At 69.4% G+C, this 18,092-nt stretch carries 16 protein-coding genes; all 16 read left to right on the forward strand.

Going from position 1 to position 18,092, the window contains the following annotated elements:
• The first annotated feature begins 15 nt into the window (after positions 1-15).
• On the forward strand, positions 16-1,734 hold the full coding sequence (locus tag HUA75_RS19340; protein ID WP_141646314.1) for an AMP-binding protein: 1,719 nt from the start codon (positions 16-18) through the stop codon (positions 1,732-1,734).
• 182 nt (positions 1,735-1,916) lie between these two features.
• Positions 1,917-2,303 (forward strand): DUF4280 domain-containing protein, encoded by a 387-nt coding sequence (locus HUA75_RS19345; protein WP_141646313.1) that lies wholly within the window; start codon positions 1,917-1,919, stop codon positions 2,301-2,303.
• On the forward strand, positions 2,296-3,330 hold the full coding sequence (locus HUA75_RS19350; protein ID WP_174476519.1) for a type VI secretion system protein IglI family protein: 1,035 nt from the start codon (positions 2,296-2,298) through the stop codon (positions 3,328-3,330). The genes HUA75_RS19345 and HUA75_RS19350 overlap by 8 nt, the downstream gene beginning before the upstream one ends.
• Positions 3,331-3,334: 4 nt before the next feature.
• Positions 3,335-4,237 carry a type VI secretion system baseplate subunit TssG gene (locus HUA75_RS19355; RefSeq protein WP_141642941.1) on the forward strand — a complete coding sequence of 301 codons (903 nt, stop codon included), beginning with the start codon at positions 3,335-3,337 and terminating at the stop codon, positions 4,235-4,237.
• A 66-nt stretch (positions 4,238-4,303) separates the two neighbouring features.
• Positions 4,304-4,921, forward strand: coding sequence for a type VI secretion system contractile sheath small subunit (tssB, locus tag HUA75_RS19360; protein ID WP_141642940.1), 618 nt, complete (start codon positions 4,304-4,306; stop codon positions 4,919-4,921).
• A 42-nt stretch (positions 4,922-4,963) separates the two neighbouring features.
• Positions 4,964-6,454 carry a type VI secretion system contractile sheath large subunit gene (gene tssC / locus HUA75_RS19365; protein WP_141642939.1) on the forward strand — a complete coding sequence of 497 codons (1,491 nt, stop codon included), beginning with the start codon at positions 4,964-4,966 and terminating at the stop codon, positions 6,452-6,454.
• A 45-nt stretch (positions 6,455-6,499) separates the two neighbouring features.
• The gene (locus HUA75_RS19370; RefSeq protein ID WP_141642938.1) at positions 6,500-7,078 is read left to right on the forward strand and encodes a hypothetical protein; all 579 of its coding nucleotides are present in this window, start codon (positions 6,500-6,502) and stop codon (positions 7,076-7,078) included.
• 22 nt (positions 7,079-7,100) lie between these two features.
• On the forward strand, positions 7,101-8,351 hold the full coding sequence (gene tssK / locus HUA75_RS19375; protein ID WP_174487245.1) for a type VI secretion system baseplate subunit TssK: 1,251 nt from the start codon (positions 7,101-7,103) through the stop codon (positions 8,349-8,351).
• A gap of 1 nt (position 8,352) precedes the next feature.
• Entirely contained in the window at positions 8,353-8,751 is a 399-nt protein-coding gene (locus HUA75_RS19380) for a GPW/gp25 family protein (RefSeq protein ID WP_141642936.1), read from the forward strand.
• Positions 8,748-10,397: a hypothetical protein gene (locus HUA75_RS19385; protein ID WP_174487246.1), complete on the forward strand. Its 1,650-nt coding sequence runs from the start codon at positions 8,748-8,750 to the stop codon at positions 10,395-10,397. The genes HUA75_RS19380 and HUA75_RS19385 overlap by 4 nt, the downstream gene beginning before the upstream one ends.
• Before the next feature lie 26 nt (positions 10,398-10,423).
• Positions 10,424-11,026 (forward strand): hypothetical protein, encoded by a 603-nt coding sequence (locus HUA75_RS19390; protein WP_141642934.1) that lies wholly within the window; start codon positions 10,424-10,426, stop codon positions 11,024-11,026.
• A gap of 13 nt (positions 11,027-11,039) precedes the next feature.
• Entirely contained in the window at positions 11,040-12,686 is a 1,647-nt protein-coding gene (locus tag HUA75_RS19395; protein ID WP_141642933.1) for a type VI secretion system baseplate subunit TssF, read from the forward strand.
• Position 12,687: 1 nt separating this feature from the next.
• Entirely contained in the window at positions 12,688-13,326 is a 639-nt protein-coding gene (locus HUA75_RS19400) for a DotU family type IV/VI secretion system protein (RefSeq protein WP_141642932.1), read from the forward strand.
• Between the two features lie 10 nt (positions 13,327-13,336).
• Positions 13,337-13,648 (forward strand): hypothetical protein, encoded by a 312-nt coding sequence (locus HUA75_RS19405; RefSeq protein ID WP_246137192.1) that lies wholly within the window; start codon positions 13,337-13,339, stop codon positions 13,646-13,648.
• Between the two features lie 3 nt (positions 13,649-13,651).
• A complete protein-coding gene (locus HUA75_RS19410) occupies positions 13,652-17,536 on the forward strand; it encodes a type VI secretion IcmF C-terminal domain-containing protein (RefSeq protein ID WP_141642931.1) in 3,885 nt (1,294 codons plus the stop codon).
• Complete coding sequence (locus HUA75_RS19415) at positions 17,533-18,063, forward strand: hypothetical protein (RefSeq protein ID WP_174487053.1); 531 nt, start codon at positions 17,533-17,535, stop codon at positions 18,061-18,063. The genes HUA75_RS19410 and HUA75_RS19415 overlap by 4 nt, the downstream gene beginning before the upstream one ends.
• Positions 18,064-18,092: the final 29 nt, after the last annotated feature.

Raw genomic sequence — 18,092 nt, forward strand, 5'->3', positions numbered from 1 at the left:
CGGGAGAAAGCCACCATGCCCTTCGACCTCCGGGAAATCCTTCGCCAGTCCGAAGCCGCCTCCTCCGATGGAGGGCTCCCCACCTGGCTGAAGGAGAGCTGGAGTGACTCGGAGGGCTTCATCGCCGCGCTCGCCACCCACCACGCGGGCCGGGGTGGCCCCGCGCCGAAGAGCCGCCCGGGCCAGCACCACGACTTCTTCCATGACCTGGTCGTCCGCCACGCGGACTCCGGCGCCGCGGCCTTTCGCGCCTGGGACTCCGCGCGAGGCTGGCAGGCCCTGGGCTACCGGGAGCTGGGCGAGCGTGCGTCCCGCCGCGCCACGGAGTGGGCCGCCCAGGGCGTCAAGCCGGGCGTGAAGGTCGCGCTCGTCCATCCGCTGGGACAGGAGCTGCTCGTCTCGCTCATGGCCGCGCTGAAGCTGGGCGCGTGCATCAGCGTCCTGCCGCCCACCGGGCCCCTGTTCCTGTCGCGGAGGCTCGCGCTCCTGGAGCCCCAGCACATCTCCGCGGAGGCCCACCAGGCGCCGCTCATCAAGGGCTTCGAGAACCTCCTGCTGCGCTCCCGAGGGGACGCGGCGCCCTCGTTCGCCTCCCACACGTACCGCCCCGCCGACACGGTGGCCCTGCTGTTCTCGCCGCGCGTCGACCCGCCGGACACCCCCGTGCCCCTCAGCGCCGAGCGCGCGTGGACCGGCGCGCTGTGCGACGGGCTGCTCACCTTCGGCCTGGGCGCGGGCGACGTGCTCGCAGCGCCCGGCCTCCACTTCCTCCAGCACCAGCCCGCCCTGCTCTTCGCCTCGCTGCTGAGGGGCGCGACCTTCCTCCACCTGGAGCCCGCGGACCTGGAGCGCACCCCCGGCCTGCTGCTCGAGCACCCGCCGCGAGCGCTCGGCGTCTCTCCGGCCCTCCGAGACACGCTGACGCGCGCCCGCTCCGGGCCCCTCAAGGGCGTGGGGCACTGGTTCCGCTCCGTCGATGCCCTCCATGACTGGGAGGCCTGGCGGGAGTGGGTGCGACAGTCGGAGCTGACCAGGGTGCCCCACGCGCTGGTGCTCATCGACGCGTCGGAGGGCGGCGTGGTGCTCGCGTCGCCCCGCCGCATCGGCGAGCTGAACGCGGCCATCGCCCCCGCACCCGGGCGCCCCTGGACGTTGAAGGACCTCAACCTGAGTGGCCAGGAGGCCGCGGGCGACGTGGGCGTCTTCACGCCGCTGCCGGACAAGGACCGCCCCCCCGGCCACGTCATCCTCACCCGCCAACGCGAGCAATTCCTCTACGCCGGAACGCGCGACGTCCGCCGCGACGGCCGCATCTACCCATCAACGGAAGTCGTGGAGGCGCTCGCCGACCTGCCGTTCTGCCAGGGGGCCTGCGTCAGCATCGCCGCGTCGGGAGGCACCGCGCAGCACACACCTCACGTCCTGCTCGTCTTCACTGGAACCGAGGACGCGGAGCGCTTCACGCAGGAGGCGGGCAACCGACGCCTGGAGATTCGCCGCCGGCTGGAGCTGCGGCTGGGCGCCGAGCACCTCCCGGACCGCATCGAGCTGTTCCCCCTCCTCCCGCACAGGACGAAGGACGGACAGGTCAACGCGGAGTGGTGCCGCTCCCAGTACCTCACGGGCGCGCTCCACCAGAAGTCGTCGGACCCCGTGTTCCAGGCCCTCACCGCGCTGAGGGGCCGCGCTCGCGAGAGCGTCCGGGGCCCCGGCGACGACGAGCGCTCCCGCTAGCGCGCGTACGCGGCGGACGCGCCCGCGTTCCCTGGCGACGCGTCCTGGCCGACCCGGCCCCCTCCCCCTTCGAGGCCCCAGAGGGAAACGGCCGGATCTGAACGCTGGCACGCGCCACGCAATGGCGTGGCTCAGCGTCTGACGTTCCATCCCGGAACTCACGACGCCCACGAGGTGCTCGCATGGGAGCCCAGGTCGTCATGGGAGCGATGCTGCAGTGCAGTTTCGGCCTCGCCCCCTCGTCGCTGGTGGTGCTGCCCACCAACAAGGTGGTCAGCCCGACGCCCGCGGCGAACGTCCTCGACAACAAGCCCCTGGTGAACATCCCTCCCTTCGGGATGTGCCAGTCGCTGGCCAACCCCACGGTGGCGGCGGCGACGGCGGCCGCGCTCGGCGTCCTCACGCCCATGCCCTGCATCCCCGCCACCGCGGCGCCCTGGGTGCCCGGCTGTCCCAAGCTGATGCTCGGCAACGCGCCCGCGCTGGAAAGCAACTCCAAGCTGATGTGCTCGTACGGCGGCGTCATCCAGGTCGTCTCCCCCGGACAGGTGAAGGTCATCGATGGCTGACCTGGCCCAAAGCCTGCCGCCCTTCGACGGCACCTTCCTGGAGCAGCCCCTGGAGGGCGAGCCTCCCCGCCTGGCACCGGGCGAAGAGCCCGACCCCCGCGTGGAGGCCGTCACGGAGGCCGTCGCCAGCGGCGACTACGCCAACGCGGCCCGCAGCGCGGAGGCCCTGCTGCGCGAGGGTCAGCGCGACACGCGGCTCGTCGGCGCCTACCTCTTCGGTGCCTTCCAGGAGCAGGGCCTGCTCGCGATGCCGGGCCTCTTCCGCTCGCTCCTCCTGGTGCTTACCACCAGCCGCGCCGCGTTCGGCCCGGAGGCCAAGCGCGACATCTTCCTGGAGAGCGGACTGCGCTGGCTGTTGCGCTCGGTGAACAAGCACCTGGCGCACAACGAGAAGAAGCAGGACGCCTCGTGGCGGCGCTGGTGCGAGGCCGACAACCGCGCGCCCATCGAAGAAGCCCTCAAGCTCTCCGAGCCCATCCTCGCCGCGATGCCCTCCGCCCTTCCCAAGAATGGCTGCGAGGAGCCCATGCGCAACCTCAGCCACTGGCTGAGGCGTCACCTGGAGGCCCTGCCCCCACCCGCGCCGCCGCCTGCGCTCGCGCTCGCACCCCAGCCGCTCCCGGAGACCGCGCCCTCTCGCGACAACGCCCCCCCGGAGAAGTCCGCGCCCGCGCCCCGCGCCGAGCCGGCCGCGCCCACCGTGGGTGGCGTGCCCATCTCCGCGCCGCTCGCGCTGCTGCTTCGCAAGCTGGACGCGTTCAACACGCTGGTCGATCGCGGAGAGATGACGAAGGCGGGCGTGATTGCCGCGGACGTGCTGGCCACCGTGGAGCGGTTCGACCCGCGCGTGTACCTGCCCTCGCTCTTCACCCGCTTCTACTCCGGCCTGAGCGGCCACGCGCGCGACCTGGAGCCATTCCTGCAAGAGGCCGACTCGCTGCCCATGCGCGCGCTGGAGCAGCTCTACCGGGTGGACCTGGAAGCCTTCCTCGCCCAGCCCTCGCTGACCTCCAGAGAGGAGGACTGACGCCATGCTCGACGCCACGCCCACCTCCTCCACCCCGGCCGCCGGTGAGCCCTCCATCGAAGCGCGCATCATCGAGCGCGCCCACGAGTTCGACATCCCCGCGCTGGTGGAGCTGCTCTTCAAGGAGGGCTACGGCCCGGATGACCTGGAGCTGCGCAGCCACCGGGGCACCGTGCACGCCCCCCAGCTCGTCCACTCCATCGAGTTCGCGCGCAACCCGCGCCGCGCCATCATCACCGTCAACCTGGGACTGCTCAGCGTCCAGTCGCCCCTGCCCTCCTTCTTCCTCAAGGCGATGGAGTCGCTGCAGCACGACGCGATGGAGAGCTTCCTGGGCTACTTCGACCACCTGCTCCTGCGCGCGCGCTTCGCCGGCCTCTTCCCGGAGCGCGACGGCTCGCTCTTGCCGGGCTGGGAGGGCTCCGCCGCGCACCGCCTGCGCCTCTTGCGCCCCGCATGTCCCTCCACGCTGCACTGGCTGTTCTCCCACGCGTACCCGGAGGCGGAGGTCCGCGTGCGGCGCGCAACCCGCCGCCAGCGCATCGACACGCGCGGCATCCAACTGGGCGGCGCGGCGCTGGGCGACGGCACCTCCATGGGCGGCTTCGCCACCGTGCCCACCGGCGGCCTCGAAGCCTGGCTGCACATGAACGAGGCCTTCTGTGGCACCGGCACTGCATGGGCCATTGAAGCGCGACGCCGGCTGCGCTCGCGCGTGTTGCCTCACCTCATCGATACACCGGTGTTCCTCACCGTGGTGCTGGTCATCAGGGACCAGCACGGACACGCCCGCGTCGAGGACTCCAGTCACCTGGGCTACGAGCCCATCATCGGCGGACCCGAGCAGTCGCGGCAGGTGGTCCTGTTCTCCGGTGACACCACGCCGACTTCACCGCCTCCGCAGTGACGCAGGACCCCGGCGCGTCCCGCCGGGTCGCAGAAAGGCCTTCCACCCGAGGGGAGTAACGTAGCCATGTCAATCCAGGAACAACTGCCCAAGTCGCGCATCACGCTCACGTACCGGACCACCATCAATGGCGAGCAGGAGGCGGTCGACCTGCCGCTGCGCATGCTGATGCTGGGAGACTTCTCGCTCGGCTCCTCCGAGGACCGGAAGGTGGACCTCGATGCGCGCAAGCTGCGCTCGGTCAACGGGCGCAACCTGAACGAGCTGATGGCGGACATGAAGATGTCCGTGAACTTCCAGGTGCCCAACCGCATCAACCCGGACGTGGAAGCCGACCTGAACGTCGAGCTGCCCATCACCAAGATGAAGTCCTTCCACCCGGACGAAATCGTCAACCACGTCCCCAAGCTCAAGGCGCTGCGGCTGCTCAAGAAGCTGCTGTTGGAGATGCAGTCCAGCATCGACAACCAGAAGGCGCTGCGGAACATGGTCTACGAGCTGTTCTCCAACAAGGAGGCGCTCAAGGCCGTCCTCGCCGAGCTGAAGGACTACGAGTCGCTGAAGCTGCCCAAGGCGATTCCCGCGAACGCCACGCCCGCCGCCAACGGCGCTGGGGCCACCACGCCCGCCGCCACGGCCCCCGCGACCGCGCCGGCCACCGTCCCCGCCACCGTGAACTCGTAAGCCGCCGCTCACGTCCACTCTATTTCCACGAAGGTAACCGTCATGGCTGAAACCTCATATCTGCCTGGGTTGTTCAAGAGCGTGCGGCTGGAGCGTCCCGTGGACGCCAAGCCGATGATCTCCGAGAAGTTCGTCCCCGCACTCGATGAGAAGGAAGTCACCATCGAGGCGCGCTTCATGTCCTCGCTCGCCGCGCTCGTCCAGAACGTGTCCCCGGCGACGACGGATGCGGGCGACGCGGTGCGCTTCGACAAGGGCCAGGTGCTCGACGTCGTCGACCGCATCGACGCGATGATCAACGACCAGATGAACGAAATCCTCCACCACGAGCGCTTCCAGAAGATGGAGTCGGCGTGGCGGGGCCTGGAGGACCTGGTCTCCCACACCAACTTCAAGGCGAACATCGCCATCGACCTGCTGGACGCCGCGCAGGACGAGCTGGGTCAGGACTTCGAGAACAACTCCGCGGACGTGTTCGCCGGCTCGTTGTTCAACAAGGTCTACATCCAGGAGTACGACCAGTACGGCGGCCAGCCCTTCGGCGCCCTGGTGGGCCTGTACGAGTTCTCCTCCACGCCGGGCGACATCAAGTGGCTGACGCAGATGGGCAAGGTGGCCAACGCGGCGCACTGCCCGTTCATCGCCGCCGTCAGCCCCAAGTTCTTCGGCTGCGACAAGGTCGAGGAGATGGAGGCCATCAAGGACCTGGAGGGCGCGCTCGCCCACCCGCGCTACGGCAAGTGGAACGAGCTGCGCAACAGCGAGGAGGCCGCGTACCTGGGGCTGACGTTCCCCCGCTACGTGCTGCGCCTGCCCTGGCATCCGGACAAGAACCCGTGCGACGACCTCCACTTCACGGAGGATTCGCAGGGTGACTCCAACAAGTACCTCTGGGGCAACTCGTCCATCCTCTTCGCCCGCAACATGGTGAAGGCGTTCGAGAACTCCGGCTGGTGCCAGTCCATCCGCGGCCCCAAGGGCGGCGGTCTGCTCACCGGCCTTCCGGTGGACACGTTCTTCATGCGCGGCCAGGAGGAGCTCAAGGCCCCGGTGGAGATCGCCATCCCGGACTACCGCGAGTTCGAGTTCGCCCGGTGCGGCTTCATGCCGCTCGTGTACAAGAAGGGCTCCAGCGAGGCGACGTTCTTCAGCACCCAGTCCGCCAAGGTCGCCAAGCGCTTCAAGGACCCGAAGGACTCGGAGAACTCGCAGCTCGTCACGAACCTGGCGTACACGTTCTCCATCACCCGCCTGGCGCACTACGTGAAGTGCATCATGCGCGACAACATCGGCAGCACCGCCGATGCGCCCTACATCCAGCGTCAGCTCGACGCGTGGCTGGCGGGCTACGTCACGACGGTGGCAAGCCCCGATGACCTCACGGTCCGCCGCTTCCCGTTCAAGGCCACCAGCGTGGTGGTGGAGCAGCGCACGGGTGAAATCGGCTGGTACGACTGCAAGGTCGCCGTCCTGCCGCACATCCAGTTCGAAGGCCTCAACGTGGAGCTGATGCTCGAGTCCCGGCTCGGGTAGGCCCCGCTTCTCTTCACCCAACCCCCAACCATCCAGGAGTGAGTCATGCCTCAATTCGCACGTGACTTGGACGTCTATCAGGGCTTCAACTTCAAGAAGGACAAGCAGACCCCCGTGGGCTTCATCACCTCCATCACCGTGGGCGGCATCGTCCTCGTGGCGGACCAGGAGACGATCGCCGACCCGGAGCAGCCGGACAAGGCGCTGGCCACCAAGTGTGTCGGCGTCCTCAACAGCTACCTGTGGGAGACGGGCGTCACCGACGCGCTGTACCTCTCCGCGCAGATCTCCACGGCGAACAAGCAGAAGATCGCCGAGATGCTGCTGGGCACGTTCTCCAACATCGAAGTGGTGATGAAGTACGTCATCTACGAGTACGACCCGCTCGCGAAGAAGTACTTCAAGTCCAACTTCGTGGACGCGGACCTCAACGGCCTGCTGGAGAAGAACGGCGACCGGCTGAACATCAACGTGGCGGACAACGAGTCGCGCGAGGTGCAGTCGCCCAAGAACTTCACGTTCCAGATTGGCGTGAAGCCCAAGACGCTGGAGCAGTCCATCAACGTCGCGGCGGCGTCCTCGAAGAACATCGTCAAGAAGTGGGGCGTCACGGAGACGGCGTAAGCCCCTCCGCCACGAAAACAACATGCCCCCCTTCAAGCTCGCACGGGTCCGGTGGCACGTCGGCCAGACGCTGCTTCCGGAGCATTTCGAGGCCCAGGAAGAGTCGCTGGAGGCCCAGGTCCGCCTCCACGCCTCGCTGTCTGGCACGCCGGGTTACGGCGTGGCGGCGATGGCCTGGAGCGAGCCGTTGCTGGCCGGTGGAAGCCTGTCCGTCTCGACGTTGACGGCGGTCACCCCGGCTGGCTTCGTGGTGGATGTGCCCGGCAACGCGGTGCTGCCGCCCTTCTCGTTGGAGGGCACGGGCCGCGCGGAGGCCACCATCTACCTGCATGTGATGGGGGACACGACGAACGCGCAGAGCGTGCGGCTGTACGCCGAAGACCCGCCAGTGGTCGAGCGGGTGATGCGGCGGCTGCGCCTGTCCGCGGAGCCGGTCCTGGACGGAGCGAAGGACACGCTCCCCCTGGCCGTCTTCCGAAGGGATACCGAGGGCGTGTGGCGGCTGGCGGAGGACCTGGTTCCTCCGCTGCTGCTCGTGGGCCCCCACCCGTTCCTCGGGGCCCTGCTGGAGCGGCTGGAGGCGCTCCTGGAGCAGTCGCGGCTGCAGCTCATCGCCCGGCTCTCCGACAGCTACCTGCGCACGGACCGGCTCAGCAATGCCCGCCGCGCGCTGTGCGAGGTGCAGCGGCTGCAAGCCCTGCTGGAGGACATGCACCGCCATGTCTCCCCGCACCCGTATGTCTTCTTCGATTCCCTGCGCCGCCTGTACTTCGAGGCGTGCTGCTACCTGGAGCTGATGCCCGACAAGTCGCTGCCCACCTACCAGCACGAGGCCCCGGGCAAGGGGCTGAGCCGCTGGGTGGAATTGCTCACGCGCGCGCTCCAGCCGGAGGCCACCCGCGCCACGCACCGGGCCTTCACGGCGCGCGACGGCCAGTTCATCTTCTCCCCGCTGCCGCCCGAGGTCCGGGAGAGCGGCGAATTGTACCTCCTGGTCCAGCGCCGGCTGGCCGGAGAGCCGCTGCCGGTGGACGGCGTGAAGCTGGCGGGGCCCTCGCGCCTGGCCACGGTGCGCCGCATGGCCCTCAAGGGCATCGCCTTCGAACACGTGCCGCACCCGTCCTTCCCGCACGCGCTGGGCCCGGAGATTGATTGGTTCAAGCTGTCCCAGGGCGAGGAGTGGCAGTTCGCGCTGCGCGAGGACGGCCTGGCCTTCTATGCCACCCCGGCGCTCCAGGGCGCCCAGGTGTCCCTCTTCTGGCGCAGGTCCTGACATGGCCCGCGCCTCCTTCCTGGACAAGTTCGCGGTCCGTGGCGACAGCCGGGGCACCGGCCGCAAGGGCTCGAATGAGCTGGAGCACGTGCTGCGCAACCTGGAGGCCGTGCTGAACACCAAGGCGGGGTACGGCTTCTTCCGCCGCGACTTCGGCCTGGGCGAGTACACCGAGAAGTACGGCACGCGCGAGCTGGTGGAGACGCTCACCCGCGAGCTGCGCGACGAGATTGCCCACCACGAGCCGCGCCTGTCGGACGTGGAGTTGACGCTGCGCGGGCGCGACGCGGGGCTGTGGCTGCACTTCGGCCTCACGGGCACCGTGGGCGGCGAGCGCCACAAGCTGCGCCTGCGCTTCGACACCCTCAGTGCCCACGTGCGCGTGGAGGAGGAGCCATGACGACCGGCGGCTTCGACGACAAGTTGGTGGTGTCCGTCACCCTGACGGCGGGCGGCACCGCGCACGCCATCCCCGCGGGCGACGTGAAGTCCTTCGCGCTGGAGCTGCGCCCCTGGGGCTTCGAGGGCCGCGTGGAGTTCGACCTCGCGGACAACACGTCCGCGGGAGGCATGGAGACGGACGCGCTCAAGGCCGCCTTCCTCCAGCAGGACTTGATGGAGGTCCAGCTCGAGCTCAAGAGCACGTTCACCGACACCGCGAAGCAGCCGGCGCTCACGTCCCTCAAGATCAAGGGCCTGGTCTCCGAGCGCACCCTGGTGGAGATGCCCGCGACGACCGCCCCTGGCGCGCCCCTGCTGCACCGCCGCTACGGGGTGACGTTCCAGGACGCGGCCCAGCTGCTGTGGAGCCAGCACTTCCCCTGCATCCTCTACACGCAGAAGTCGATGAAGGACGTGCTGGACGCCCACAAGGGCTCGCACATCGCCTTCAACTACGACTGGAGCGCGGGCCTGGACAGCACCTGCCCGCAGTTGTTCCTGGGCCTCACGCCGGAGGAAGGCGCCAGCTTCTACGACTTCCTCCTCTGGTACGTGGACACGCGCAACGGCGTGCTGGCGTACGACTACGCGGCGGGCAAGTACGCGCTGTCCACGGCCAAGGCCGCGACGGGCACGCCCGTGCAACTGGTGGGTCCGGAGATGGACCAGGTGGCGCTGCGCTTCCCCGAGGTGGCGCGCCACGACGTGAATGTGCTCAACGCGGTGGCCGAGGGCCCCGCCACCCGGCCCATCACCCAAGCGCGCGCCGTCACCGGCATCCGCCAGGACGTGCTCGTGCGCACCCCCATCACCACGGAGGTGGACGCGCGGGTGACGCTGGAGACCGGGCGGCTCAAGCTTCGCGGCATGGAGGTCGACCTGACGTGGAGGCGCTTCCCCGCCACCGCGCTGACGCCGGGCATGCTGGTGAAGCTGCCCACGACGCAGGCCTGGGCCGCGGCGGGGCTGGGCGCCGGGCAGACGTTCCGGGTGCGCTCCATCGCGTTGCGGGGGGACGCGCTCGCGTCCTCACCGGACGCGGACCACCTGGCCAAGAGCACCGGCTTCGACTTCGCCATGCACACCGTGCTGGAGCCCCAGGCGGAGACCTGGGTGGAGCTGCCCGCCTACACCCCGCCCACCTGGCCCCGCTACGTGGAGGGACTCATCGTCAGCGAGATGGGCGAGCAGCCGCACGAGACGTGGCAGGCCTACACCGACTCGGCCACGTCGCAGGACGGCTACAAGGTGAAGGTTCCCCTCTGGCAGAACCAGATTGTCACCCTCCCGTTCAACCCGAACCTCCTGCCCGGGCACTTCTACTTCCCGGCCTACAAGGGGGAGCGGGTGCTGGTGGGGCTGGACTTCCAGAAGGCCTGGCTCAAGCGCTTCCTGGACTGGCGTGACACGGCGCGCATGCCCGCGGACGGCCAGGGCACCCATCTGCTGGTGGGCAAGACGCCCGAAAACGGCACCTCCATGCGGCACTCCTATGCGGAGGGCAAGCCGGTCTTCCTCTTGCAAAGGACCAACGCCAAGGACACGGCCCGCATCGAAATCAAGGAGGGGACGCTGACCATCCGGGTGAAGGAAGAGCCCGCGTAGGCGCGCTTTGGAGGCGTGAAGGAACCATGGGAACGCTGGTCTGCACCATCGAGCTGGACAAGCAGAAGGGCATCACCGTCACGGTGGACAACGCCGACGGGCAGATTCTCCAGACGGTGACGATGGACGGCACCAGCATCACCCTCAAGGTGGCGGGCCAGACGGACACCAGCACCGTGGTGCAGAAGGCGGACAGCATCGTCGTCACCGTCAAGGACTTCAAGGTGGACGCGGAGACCATCACCCTCCTCTCCTCCAAGACGTCCGACTGGAAGAGCCAGGACACGCTGACGGTGGAGAGCACCAAGGACATGACCTTCACCTCGCAGGCGAAGCTCACGCAGAGCGCCATGCAGGACGCCAGCCTCTCCTCTTCGGCGAAAATCAACGTGGAGGCCACCCAGGCGCTGGCGATGAAGGGCATGACGGCGTCGATGCAGGCCACCGGCGGCGAGGCCAAGGTAGACGGCCTCACGCTGAAGCTGTCGGGGACGACGGAGGCCTCCATGAGCGGGCTGAACGTCAAGGTGTCGGGCCAGGCCGCGCTTGACCTGGAAGCGCAGGGCATGGCCAACCTCAAGGCCTCCGGAGTCACCAGCGTGTCCGGCGCGCTGGTGAAGCTGGGTTGAGGGAGCACACCCGATGAGCGGCACCAAGGACAAGCTGCACCAGGACTTCCTCGAGGAGATGGCCTCGTTGGAGCGCTTCCGTCAGCGCTTCCACGAGCGCTACCCCGCCGCCCCCCTGGAGCGCGAGGACCCGGACGTGCGCCGCCTCATCGAGGCGATGGCGTTCTTCTCCGTGCAGACTCGGCAGGCGACGCTGCACAACCTGCGCTCCACCTGGCGGCGCCTGTTCGCGGGCTTCTTCGACTTCCTGCTGGAGCCGCTGCCCACGCGCGCCGTCGTCCAGGCGATGCCCGCGGGGAAGATGGGCGAGCCGGTGCTGCTGCCGCGCGGCACGGAGCTGCGGCTGACGCCCACGGAGGGCGAGCCCGGCATCTTCCGGCTCCAGCGCGACTTGCGCGTGCTGCCCGTCACCCTGGAGTCCACGCAGGTGCGCCCCCTGGTGCGCGGCGGCCACCGGCTCATCCTCCACTTCGAGTCGCGCCACGAGCGCGCGGACGCGGTGGAGACGATGAGCCTGCACGTGCGCCACCTGGACGAGTACCTGCCGTCGCTGGCCGTGTTCCACTCGCTGCGCCAGCACCTGCGCGACGTCAGCGTGGTGTACGGCGAGCTGGCGGACGAGCACTCCACGGGCGCGAAGTGCGAGGTGTCGTTCGACCGGGAGCCGCCCGCGCCGGATGACTCGGCGAGCTTCGCGCACCCCCTGCAGCGGCTGCGTTCGTTCTTCCTCTTCCCGGAGACGGAGCTGTTCCTCCACGTCGCGGTGCCGCCCACGCGCGGCGAGTGGCGGCGCTTCAGCCTCTGCTTCGACCTGGCGCAGGAGTGGACCGTGGGCCGCTCCCTGCGGCCGGACTTCCTGGTCCCCTTCGCCGTCCCGGTGGAGAACCTGCGCGCGGAGCCCGCCCAGGTCATCACCACGGACGGCACGCGCTCCGAACACCCCATCCGCAACATGAGCGCGGGGCGCGAGTTGGCGCTGCACTCGGTGACGGGCGTGTACGAGATGACGAAGGCGGGCCTGTCCCCGCTGCGGCCCGCCCACCTGCCCGGCAAGGGCCCCGGCTACGAGGTGGAGGAGGTCCCCACCCAGCACGGCCCTTCCCCCCACCTGGTGCTGCGCATGCCGGAGGCCTTCTCCGCGCCCCGGAAGCTGCTGGTGGAGGCGCTGTGGCACCAGCCGCGCTTCGCCTCGGAGGCCCTGGGCCGGCTCACCGTGGGCGTGCCGGGGCGCCACATCGAGGGCCTGGACTGGCGGCTGGTGGGCCAGCTCCAGCCGGACCGCGAGAGCCCCCTGCGCGATGACCTGACGGCCCTCACCCAGTTGCTGGCCTGGAAGGCACAGCCCACGCTGGGACTGGAGGAGCTGCGCGCCGTGCTGGAGCACCTGGGCACCCCCGGCGAGGGCCCCTTCCGCCGCGTCCTTCCGCTCCTGCGGGAGTTGAGCGTGCAGCGCGTGCCGGACAGCGCCCGGCGCGGCTCGGGCCTGCGCCACGTGTACGAGGTGGTGCTGGAGCCCTTCGAGGAAGGTTTCGAACCCCTCGTGGTGTGCTTCCTGACGCGGGTACGGGAATTGCTGGACGTGTGGAACAACGAAGCGACGGTGGAGCTGCGAGCGACCATCGCCGGCGCGGGTCCCCTCGTCCTTCCGGGAGCCTCCTGACATGAAGATGTCTCACTGGAAAGCCATCCTCCTGGCCTATCGACGCGTGGAAGAGCTGCTCGAGCGGGAGCTGGGCTCACCGAGCCTGGACTCCGAGCTGCGCGAGCGGCTCTCCCCGGGCGCCATGGAGGCCATGTCGCGCGGCCTGGTCTTCGAGCTGGAGCAGTTGCGCATCCACCTGGGCGAAGGGCTGCGCTCCGACGACGTGGAGCAGGTGCTCCAGCCCTTCGCGTTCCTCGTGGACGAGAAGGTGCTCGGCCGGCTGGCGAATGACGACGCGCAGCACTGGCCGCTCTTACAGCTCAAGGCCTTCGGCGTGGACTCCGGCGGCGACCTCTTCTTCGACCTGGCCGACGCGGGCCTGCGCAAGCAGGACACGCCGCCCTTGCTCTTCGAGATGCTGCACTTCTGCCTCACCGCGGGCTTCGTGGGCCGGCACGTGGGCCACCCCGCCCGGCTTCGCGACTACCGCGAGCAGCTGGTGGCCCGCATCCCCCAGCCGCACGCCGTCGCGCCGGAGGTCACCACCGAGGACATGGGCCCCCCGCCCACCCTCTACGACTTCCCCTGGCGCTACTACGCCGTGACGATGTCCATCATCGTCGCGGTCCCCGTGCTGCTCTGGCACCTGTCCAACTGAGAGCCACCCCATGAATCCGCCGCCCCCCGCGTCACGAATGGACGCGAGCGCGTCCCGGAAGGCCATGGCCGAGCTGGTGGAGCGGCTGGAGCAGGTCGTCACTTCGTCCCTGGGAAGCCTCGCGGAGGGCACCCGCCCCCTGCTGGACGTGCTTCGTGAGGGGGCCCGTGCCCTGGAACCCGGCCCTGGCGGCGCCCGGCTCTCCCCGAAGGAGCGGGAGGCATGGGGCGTGCAACTGGAGGCGACATTGGAGCGACTGGAGGACGTCCTTGAAGGACTCCAGCTCGCGGCCCGCGCGAAAGCGGGCGGGAAGAGGGATTGAGTCATGGCGGGCGAGAAGACCCCTATCGCCGCGGCCGCGAGCGCTGCGGCGAACGCGAGTCCTGCGACGGTGGAAGCAGCGAAGCCCTATCTGACCTGGGTGTTGATAGGTCTGGCGGTGCTGCTCGCCGTGGCCCTCGTCGTGGGGCTGGTGTGGTGGTGGCGCAAGCGGCGCCGCGCCGCGCCGCAGGTGGAGCCGCGCAGGAAGCTGGACGCGAACGCGCTGGTGCGCATCCGCAAGCAGTTCCTGAGCGCGCTGCCGTGGCGCTACCGCGTGGCGGTGATGGACTTCCCCACGGTGGTGGTGTTCGGCCCCGCGGGCGCCGGCAAGACGACGCTCATCGACCTGGAGGTGGACTGGCGGCGGCAGGAGCGCCAGTTCATGCCCAGCTTCACCTCGGACCCGCTGCTCCAAATCTTCCTCGGGCCCGACAAAATCGTGCAGGAGGTCTCCGCGTCCCTGCTGGAGGATGACACCCAGGAGGCGCGCCGCGCGCTGCGCCGCCTGTGGGAGGCGAGCTTCCGACGGCAGAAGGGCCGGGTCGCCATCGCGCTGGACGCACGCTGGCTGGCGGAGACTCCGCCGGATGAAGTGCGCCGGGTCATCCAGTTGGTGCGCGGGAAGATCAACCTGCTCTCCGAGGTGTGCAAAGGCGCCGTGGAGACACGGCTGTGCCTGACGCACATGGATGCGATGGTGGGCTTCCCAGACTTCGCCCAGCTCTTGCGCAGCCATGGCATTCCCCTGCACTGGGACGTGCCGCCGCCGGGTGAGGAGGCGAAGCTGGCCGCGGGGCTCCAGCCGATGGAGCAGTACTTCGCGCTCGGGCTCGTATCGCTGTCGGTGGAGGCCTTCAGCCGGCTGGAGGAGTTCTACGCGCGCGGTGGCGAGTCCTTCGCGGCGCTCTCGCGCTTCGTCACCGGGCTGTGGGAAGGCGGCACGCTGTCGTATCGCCCGGAGCTGTCGCGGGTGTACCTGTCGTCGCCCATGCCGGAGGCGCGCTCCACGGGCGTGTTCGCCATCGCCCCGGAGAAGCGAAACATCGAGCTGCGCGCGCGCTACCGGGGCAAGCACCTGAGCCGCTGCGCGCTGCTGCTCGCGGTGGGCTGTCTGCCGGTGCTCGGGGCCTACGGGAACTTCTACAAGAAGCTGGAGGAAGCCCAGCGGCACATGGAGGACTTCGAGGCGACGGTGCAGCGGCTGGGGCAGCAGCACCTGACGGCCTCGGGCGAAGTCGTGGTGGACAAGGGTCAGGGCGCGATGCAGTCCATGGACACGCTGCTGGCCGCGGCGCGCTACTTCCCGCTCTTGAGCCACAGCTTCCTCGACGAGCAGGAGGTGCTGAGAGATCAGCTCGCCAACACCGTCCGGCTGTCGTACCTCAAGCCGCTGTTGGAGAGCTGCCAGGAGCAGTGCCAGCGCTGCGGCACGCTCATCCCCGGCTGCGCGCCGGCGGAGCTGGTGGGCAACCGCTCGCGCTGGGCGCCGACGCACTCGGACGAGCGCTGCGAGCGCGAGACGCTGTGCCGCCCGGAGCAGATGCTGCACGTCATGGCGGTGACGCGCGCCTCTCGCGGCGACGACATGGGCCGCTTCATCCTGTCCGGACTGGACGTGCAGTACCGCAAGCGCTGGAACTGGGCCGCGGACTCCCTGGGCTTCATCGGGACGCACGCCGCCGCGAAGGAATCCAACTGGATGCAGGCCACCAAGCTGCGCGAGGAGGTGGTGGGCGACTACATCATCTCCAGCGACCAGGCGTGGCGAGCGGGGATGCAGGCGCAGGGGCAGTTGCCGTGGATGCGCTGGCCCTACGAGTGGCTGACGGAGGAGAGCTACCTGGGCCCGTGGCGAGACCACCTGCAGCGGCTCCAACTGGTGATGGGCGCCAGCGAGCTGGACCTGGAGCAGTGGCGGGTGCTGACCAGTGAGCGCAAGCGACTCCAGATAACCCTGGCCCAGAGCGTCGCGTACACGTCCGCGCGCAAGATGCTCGCGCTGCTGGACGCCTCGGGTGCGCCGGAGAGCCAGGCGACGCTCAAGGGCGTGGAGAGCACGCTCGACTCGATTGACTGGCACCGCGAGCACGAGCCGATGCTGGCCGCGGTGCTGCGCATGGAGGAGGAGATCGACGCGGGCCTGAAGGCGGCCGCGGAGATGTCCACCGCGGAGCTGCTGACGCGCACCGGGGGCCTCTTCGTGCCCACCAACGGGGATGCGCGCCTGGAGGTGCGGGTGCTGCAGCAGTCGTTCGAGTTCCGCCCGAAGGAGCTGTCCCGCGTGCTGCTGGACAAGCTGCTGCGGCAGATGGAGCAGGGCCAGCGGCCGTTCCAAAGGCAGACGGTGCGCCTGCCGGCGGGCGCGGTGGCGTCCGCGTCGGAGATGGGGATGGGCATGTCCATGGAGGACGCGATGGACATGGGCCGGGTGGACACCCTGCCCTCGCGCCATGGCTCGGAGTGGCTGACCTTCGAGACGGACATCCGGCCGCTGGTGGACGAGTTCACCATCCGCATGACGGACTCGAAGCTGTCTCGCGCGGAGGCCGCGCAGCGCCAGGGCTATGTGCTGAAGAAGGTCTCCAACTTCGGACAGCGCTACCGCCAGGACCTCCTGGTGAAGTACCGCGACTACCGCTTCACCGCGTTGACGACGTCGCTGGCCTCGGAGCTGTCGGCGGTGACGCAGCCGACGTCGGAGCTGGTGTCGATGCTGCGCGAGGTCGCCACGGGGGCGGGCATCGGCCCCATGGAGGGCCCGTACTACGAGCCGCTCCGGCAGGAGCTGTCCGCGTTCCGGCCCATCGTGCAGCTCATGACGCCGGACAAGGACGGCCAGACGGCGCAGCTCGCCGCCTATCTCTTGCTGGTGTCGCAGCTGCACACGGAGGTGTCGGGCTTCAACGCGGCGCCGGTGCTGGGGGAGCGCGTGGTCGTTCCCGCGTCGCTGCGCGCCGGGGGCGAGGAAGTGCCCGCGTCGACGGAGGAAGGCGGCCGGCAGCTCACGGACCTGCTCTCGCCGCTGGGCCGCGTGGGCCTGTCAATGCTGCTGGACGATGAAGGCTCCTACCTGCGCCGCGTGGATGCGTGGCTGGACAAGCAGGGCATCCTCGGGGAGCTGCGCCGGCCGTTCCGCGAGCCCTTCCTGATGACGCGAGAGCTGGGCCGGGCCGAGCTGGAGCGCGTGCTGGAGGAGCAGTGGGAGTGGCGCTTCCGGACCCTGCTCACGCCCCTCTTGCGCCGCTATCCGTTCGCCGTGGAGGCGAGCCAGGAGTTGGACCCCACGGAGCTGGAGGTGCTCAAGCGCAAGGACGGCGCCTTCTGGCAGTTCGTCAACCAGGTGCTGTCGCCGGTGGTGGAGGAGCGCGGCACGGAGTGGATGCTGCGCCGGGCGCTGCGTCAGCAGCTGTCCGTCCCGCCGCGAATGCTGGCGATGCTCGGGCGGCTTTCGAAGCTGGCGAAGCTGCTCTGGAATGACGAGGGCAAGCCCCAGCCGCTGATGCTCCAGGTGCGTCCGCTGCCGCTGCCGCCGTCGGGCGAGAACGGCTTCGTCACCATGTCCTTCCTGAAGTGCGGCGCGGCGGCGGCCTTCGGCTTCAACCAGACGCCCGCGTGGCAGGACTTCGCGCTGGCGTGGTGGGAGCCCCGGTCGGCGTCGGTGGGTGTCGAGCTGCGGGTGCCGGGGCGCGAGGGCAAGCGGTATCGCTCCACGGAGTTGTCGCGCTCGTCGTGGAACTGCTTCCGCATCCTGGATTCCGCCACGTTCGACGCCGAGCACAACGCCATCTGGCCGCTGCCGGGTCCGGATGGCTCGGAGCACTCGGAGATCCGCTTGCGCTTCGGCATGCGCGGTGGGCCGTGGACGCTGTTCCAGGAGGTGACGCGATGAGCGCGACGAAGGGGCCTTGGCTGGTGATGCTGGCGCTCGCGCTGGGCAGCGTGGCCTGCGCGCCGACGCACCTGACCATCAACGTGAAGTCGCCGCCCGGGACGAACCAGGGACGGCCCATGCACATGCTGGTGCGCGCGGTGGACTCGCAGCGCTACATGACGGAGTTCTACGCCGACGTGGCCGAGCGTGTGGTCCACCCGGATGACTCGGTGGTGCAGACACTCGTCGTCTATCCCGGCGAGAAGACGCAGACGAAGGTGAAGATTCCGGAGGAGTCGCCGCTGGCCATCTCCTTCCTCTTCACCACGCCGGACGGGGCCTGGCAGGTGCTGCTGGACACGCCCATTCCGGGGCGCGTGGATATCGAACTGGAAGAGAGCCGCATCCGCACGGACGCGCCGAAGAAGAAGCGCGCCCCCAAGGGCGAGGGGTCCAAGGTCGAACCCCCGAAGGTCGAACCGCCCAAGGTCGAGCCACCCAAGGTGGAGGGCCCGAAAATCGAGGCCCCCTCCGCCGGGAAGTAGTCCAAAGGCGTCCCGCGCCGTCGTGCGGG

The organism is Myxococcus sp. CA040A (genome assembly GCF_013336725.1).
In the GTDB taxonomy this organism is placed as follows: domain Bacteria; phylum Myxococcota; class Myxococcia; order Myxococcales; family Myxococcaceae; genus Myxococcus; species Myxococcus llanfairpwllgwyngyllgogerychwyrndrobwllllantysiliogogogochensis.

Bases quoted from the DNA above. Each gene is read 5' to 3' on its own strand.
- tssB (WP_141642940.1), top strand. From the start codon at position 4,304: ATGTCAATCCAGGAACAACTGCCCAAGTCGCGCATCACGCTCACGTAC.
- HUA75_RS19355 (WP_141642941.1), top strand. From the start codon at position 3,335: ATGCTCGACGCCACGCCCACCTCCTCCACCCCGGCCGCCGGTGAGCCC.
- HUA75_RS19405 (WP_246137192.1), top strand. From the start codon at position 13,337: ATGAATCCGCCGCCCCCCGCGTCACGAATGGACGCGAGCGCGTCCCGG.
- HUA75_RS19370 (WP_141642938.1), top strand. From the start codon at position 6,500: ATGCCTCAATTCGCACGTGACTTGGACGTCTATCAGGGCTTCAACTTC.
- tssK (WP_174487245.1), top strand. From the start codon at position 7,101: ATGCCCCCCTTCAAGCTCGCACGGGTCCGGTGGCACGTCGGCCAGACG.
- tssC (WP_141642939.1), top strand. From the start codon at position 4,964: ATGGCTGAAACCTCATATCTGCCTGGGTTGTTCAAGAGCGTGCGGCTG.
- HUA75_RS19340 (WP_141646314.1), top strand. From the start codon at position 16: ATGCCCTTCGACCTCCGGGAAATCCTTCGCCAGTCCGAAGCCGCCTCC.
- HUA75_RS19345 (WP_141646313.1), top strand. From the start codon at position 1,917: ATGGGAGCCCAGGTCGTCATGGGAGCGATGCTGCAGTGCAGTTTCGGC.
- HUA75_RS19415 (WP_174487053.1), top strand. From the start codon at position 17,533: ATGAGCGCGACGAAGGGGCCTTGGCTGGTGATGCTGGCGCTCGCGCTG.
- HUA75_RS19350 (WP_174476519.1), top strand. From the start codon at position 2,296: ATGGCTGACCTGGCCCAAAGCCTGCCGCCCTTCGACGGCACCTTCCTG.
- HUA75_RS19380 (WP_141642936.1), top strand. From the start codon at position 8,353: ATGGCCCGCGCCTCCTTCCTGGACAAGTTCGCGGTCCGTGGCGACAGC.
- HUA75_RS19410 (WP_141642931.1), top strand. From the start codon at position 13,652: ATGGCGGGCGAGAAGACCCCTATCGCCGCGGCCGCGAGCGCTGCGGCG.
- HUA75_RS19400 (WP_141642932.1), top strand. From the start codon at position 12,688: ATGAAGATGTCTCACTGGAAAGCCATCCTCCTGGCCTATCGACGCGTG.
- HUA75_RS19390 (WP_141642934.1), top strand. From the start codon at position 10,424: ATGGGAACGCTGGTCTGCACCATCGAGCTGGACAAGCAGAAGGGCATC.
- HUA75_RS19385 (WP_174487246.1), top strand. From the start codon at position 8,748: ATGACGACCGGCGGCTTCGACGACAAGTTGGTGGTGTCCGTCACCCTG.
- HUA75_RS19395 (WP_141642933.1), top strand. From the start codon at position 11,040: ATGAGCGGCACCAAGGACAAGCTGCACCAGGACTTCCTCGAGGAGATG.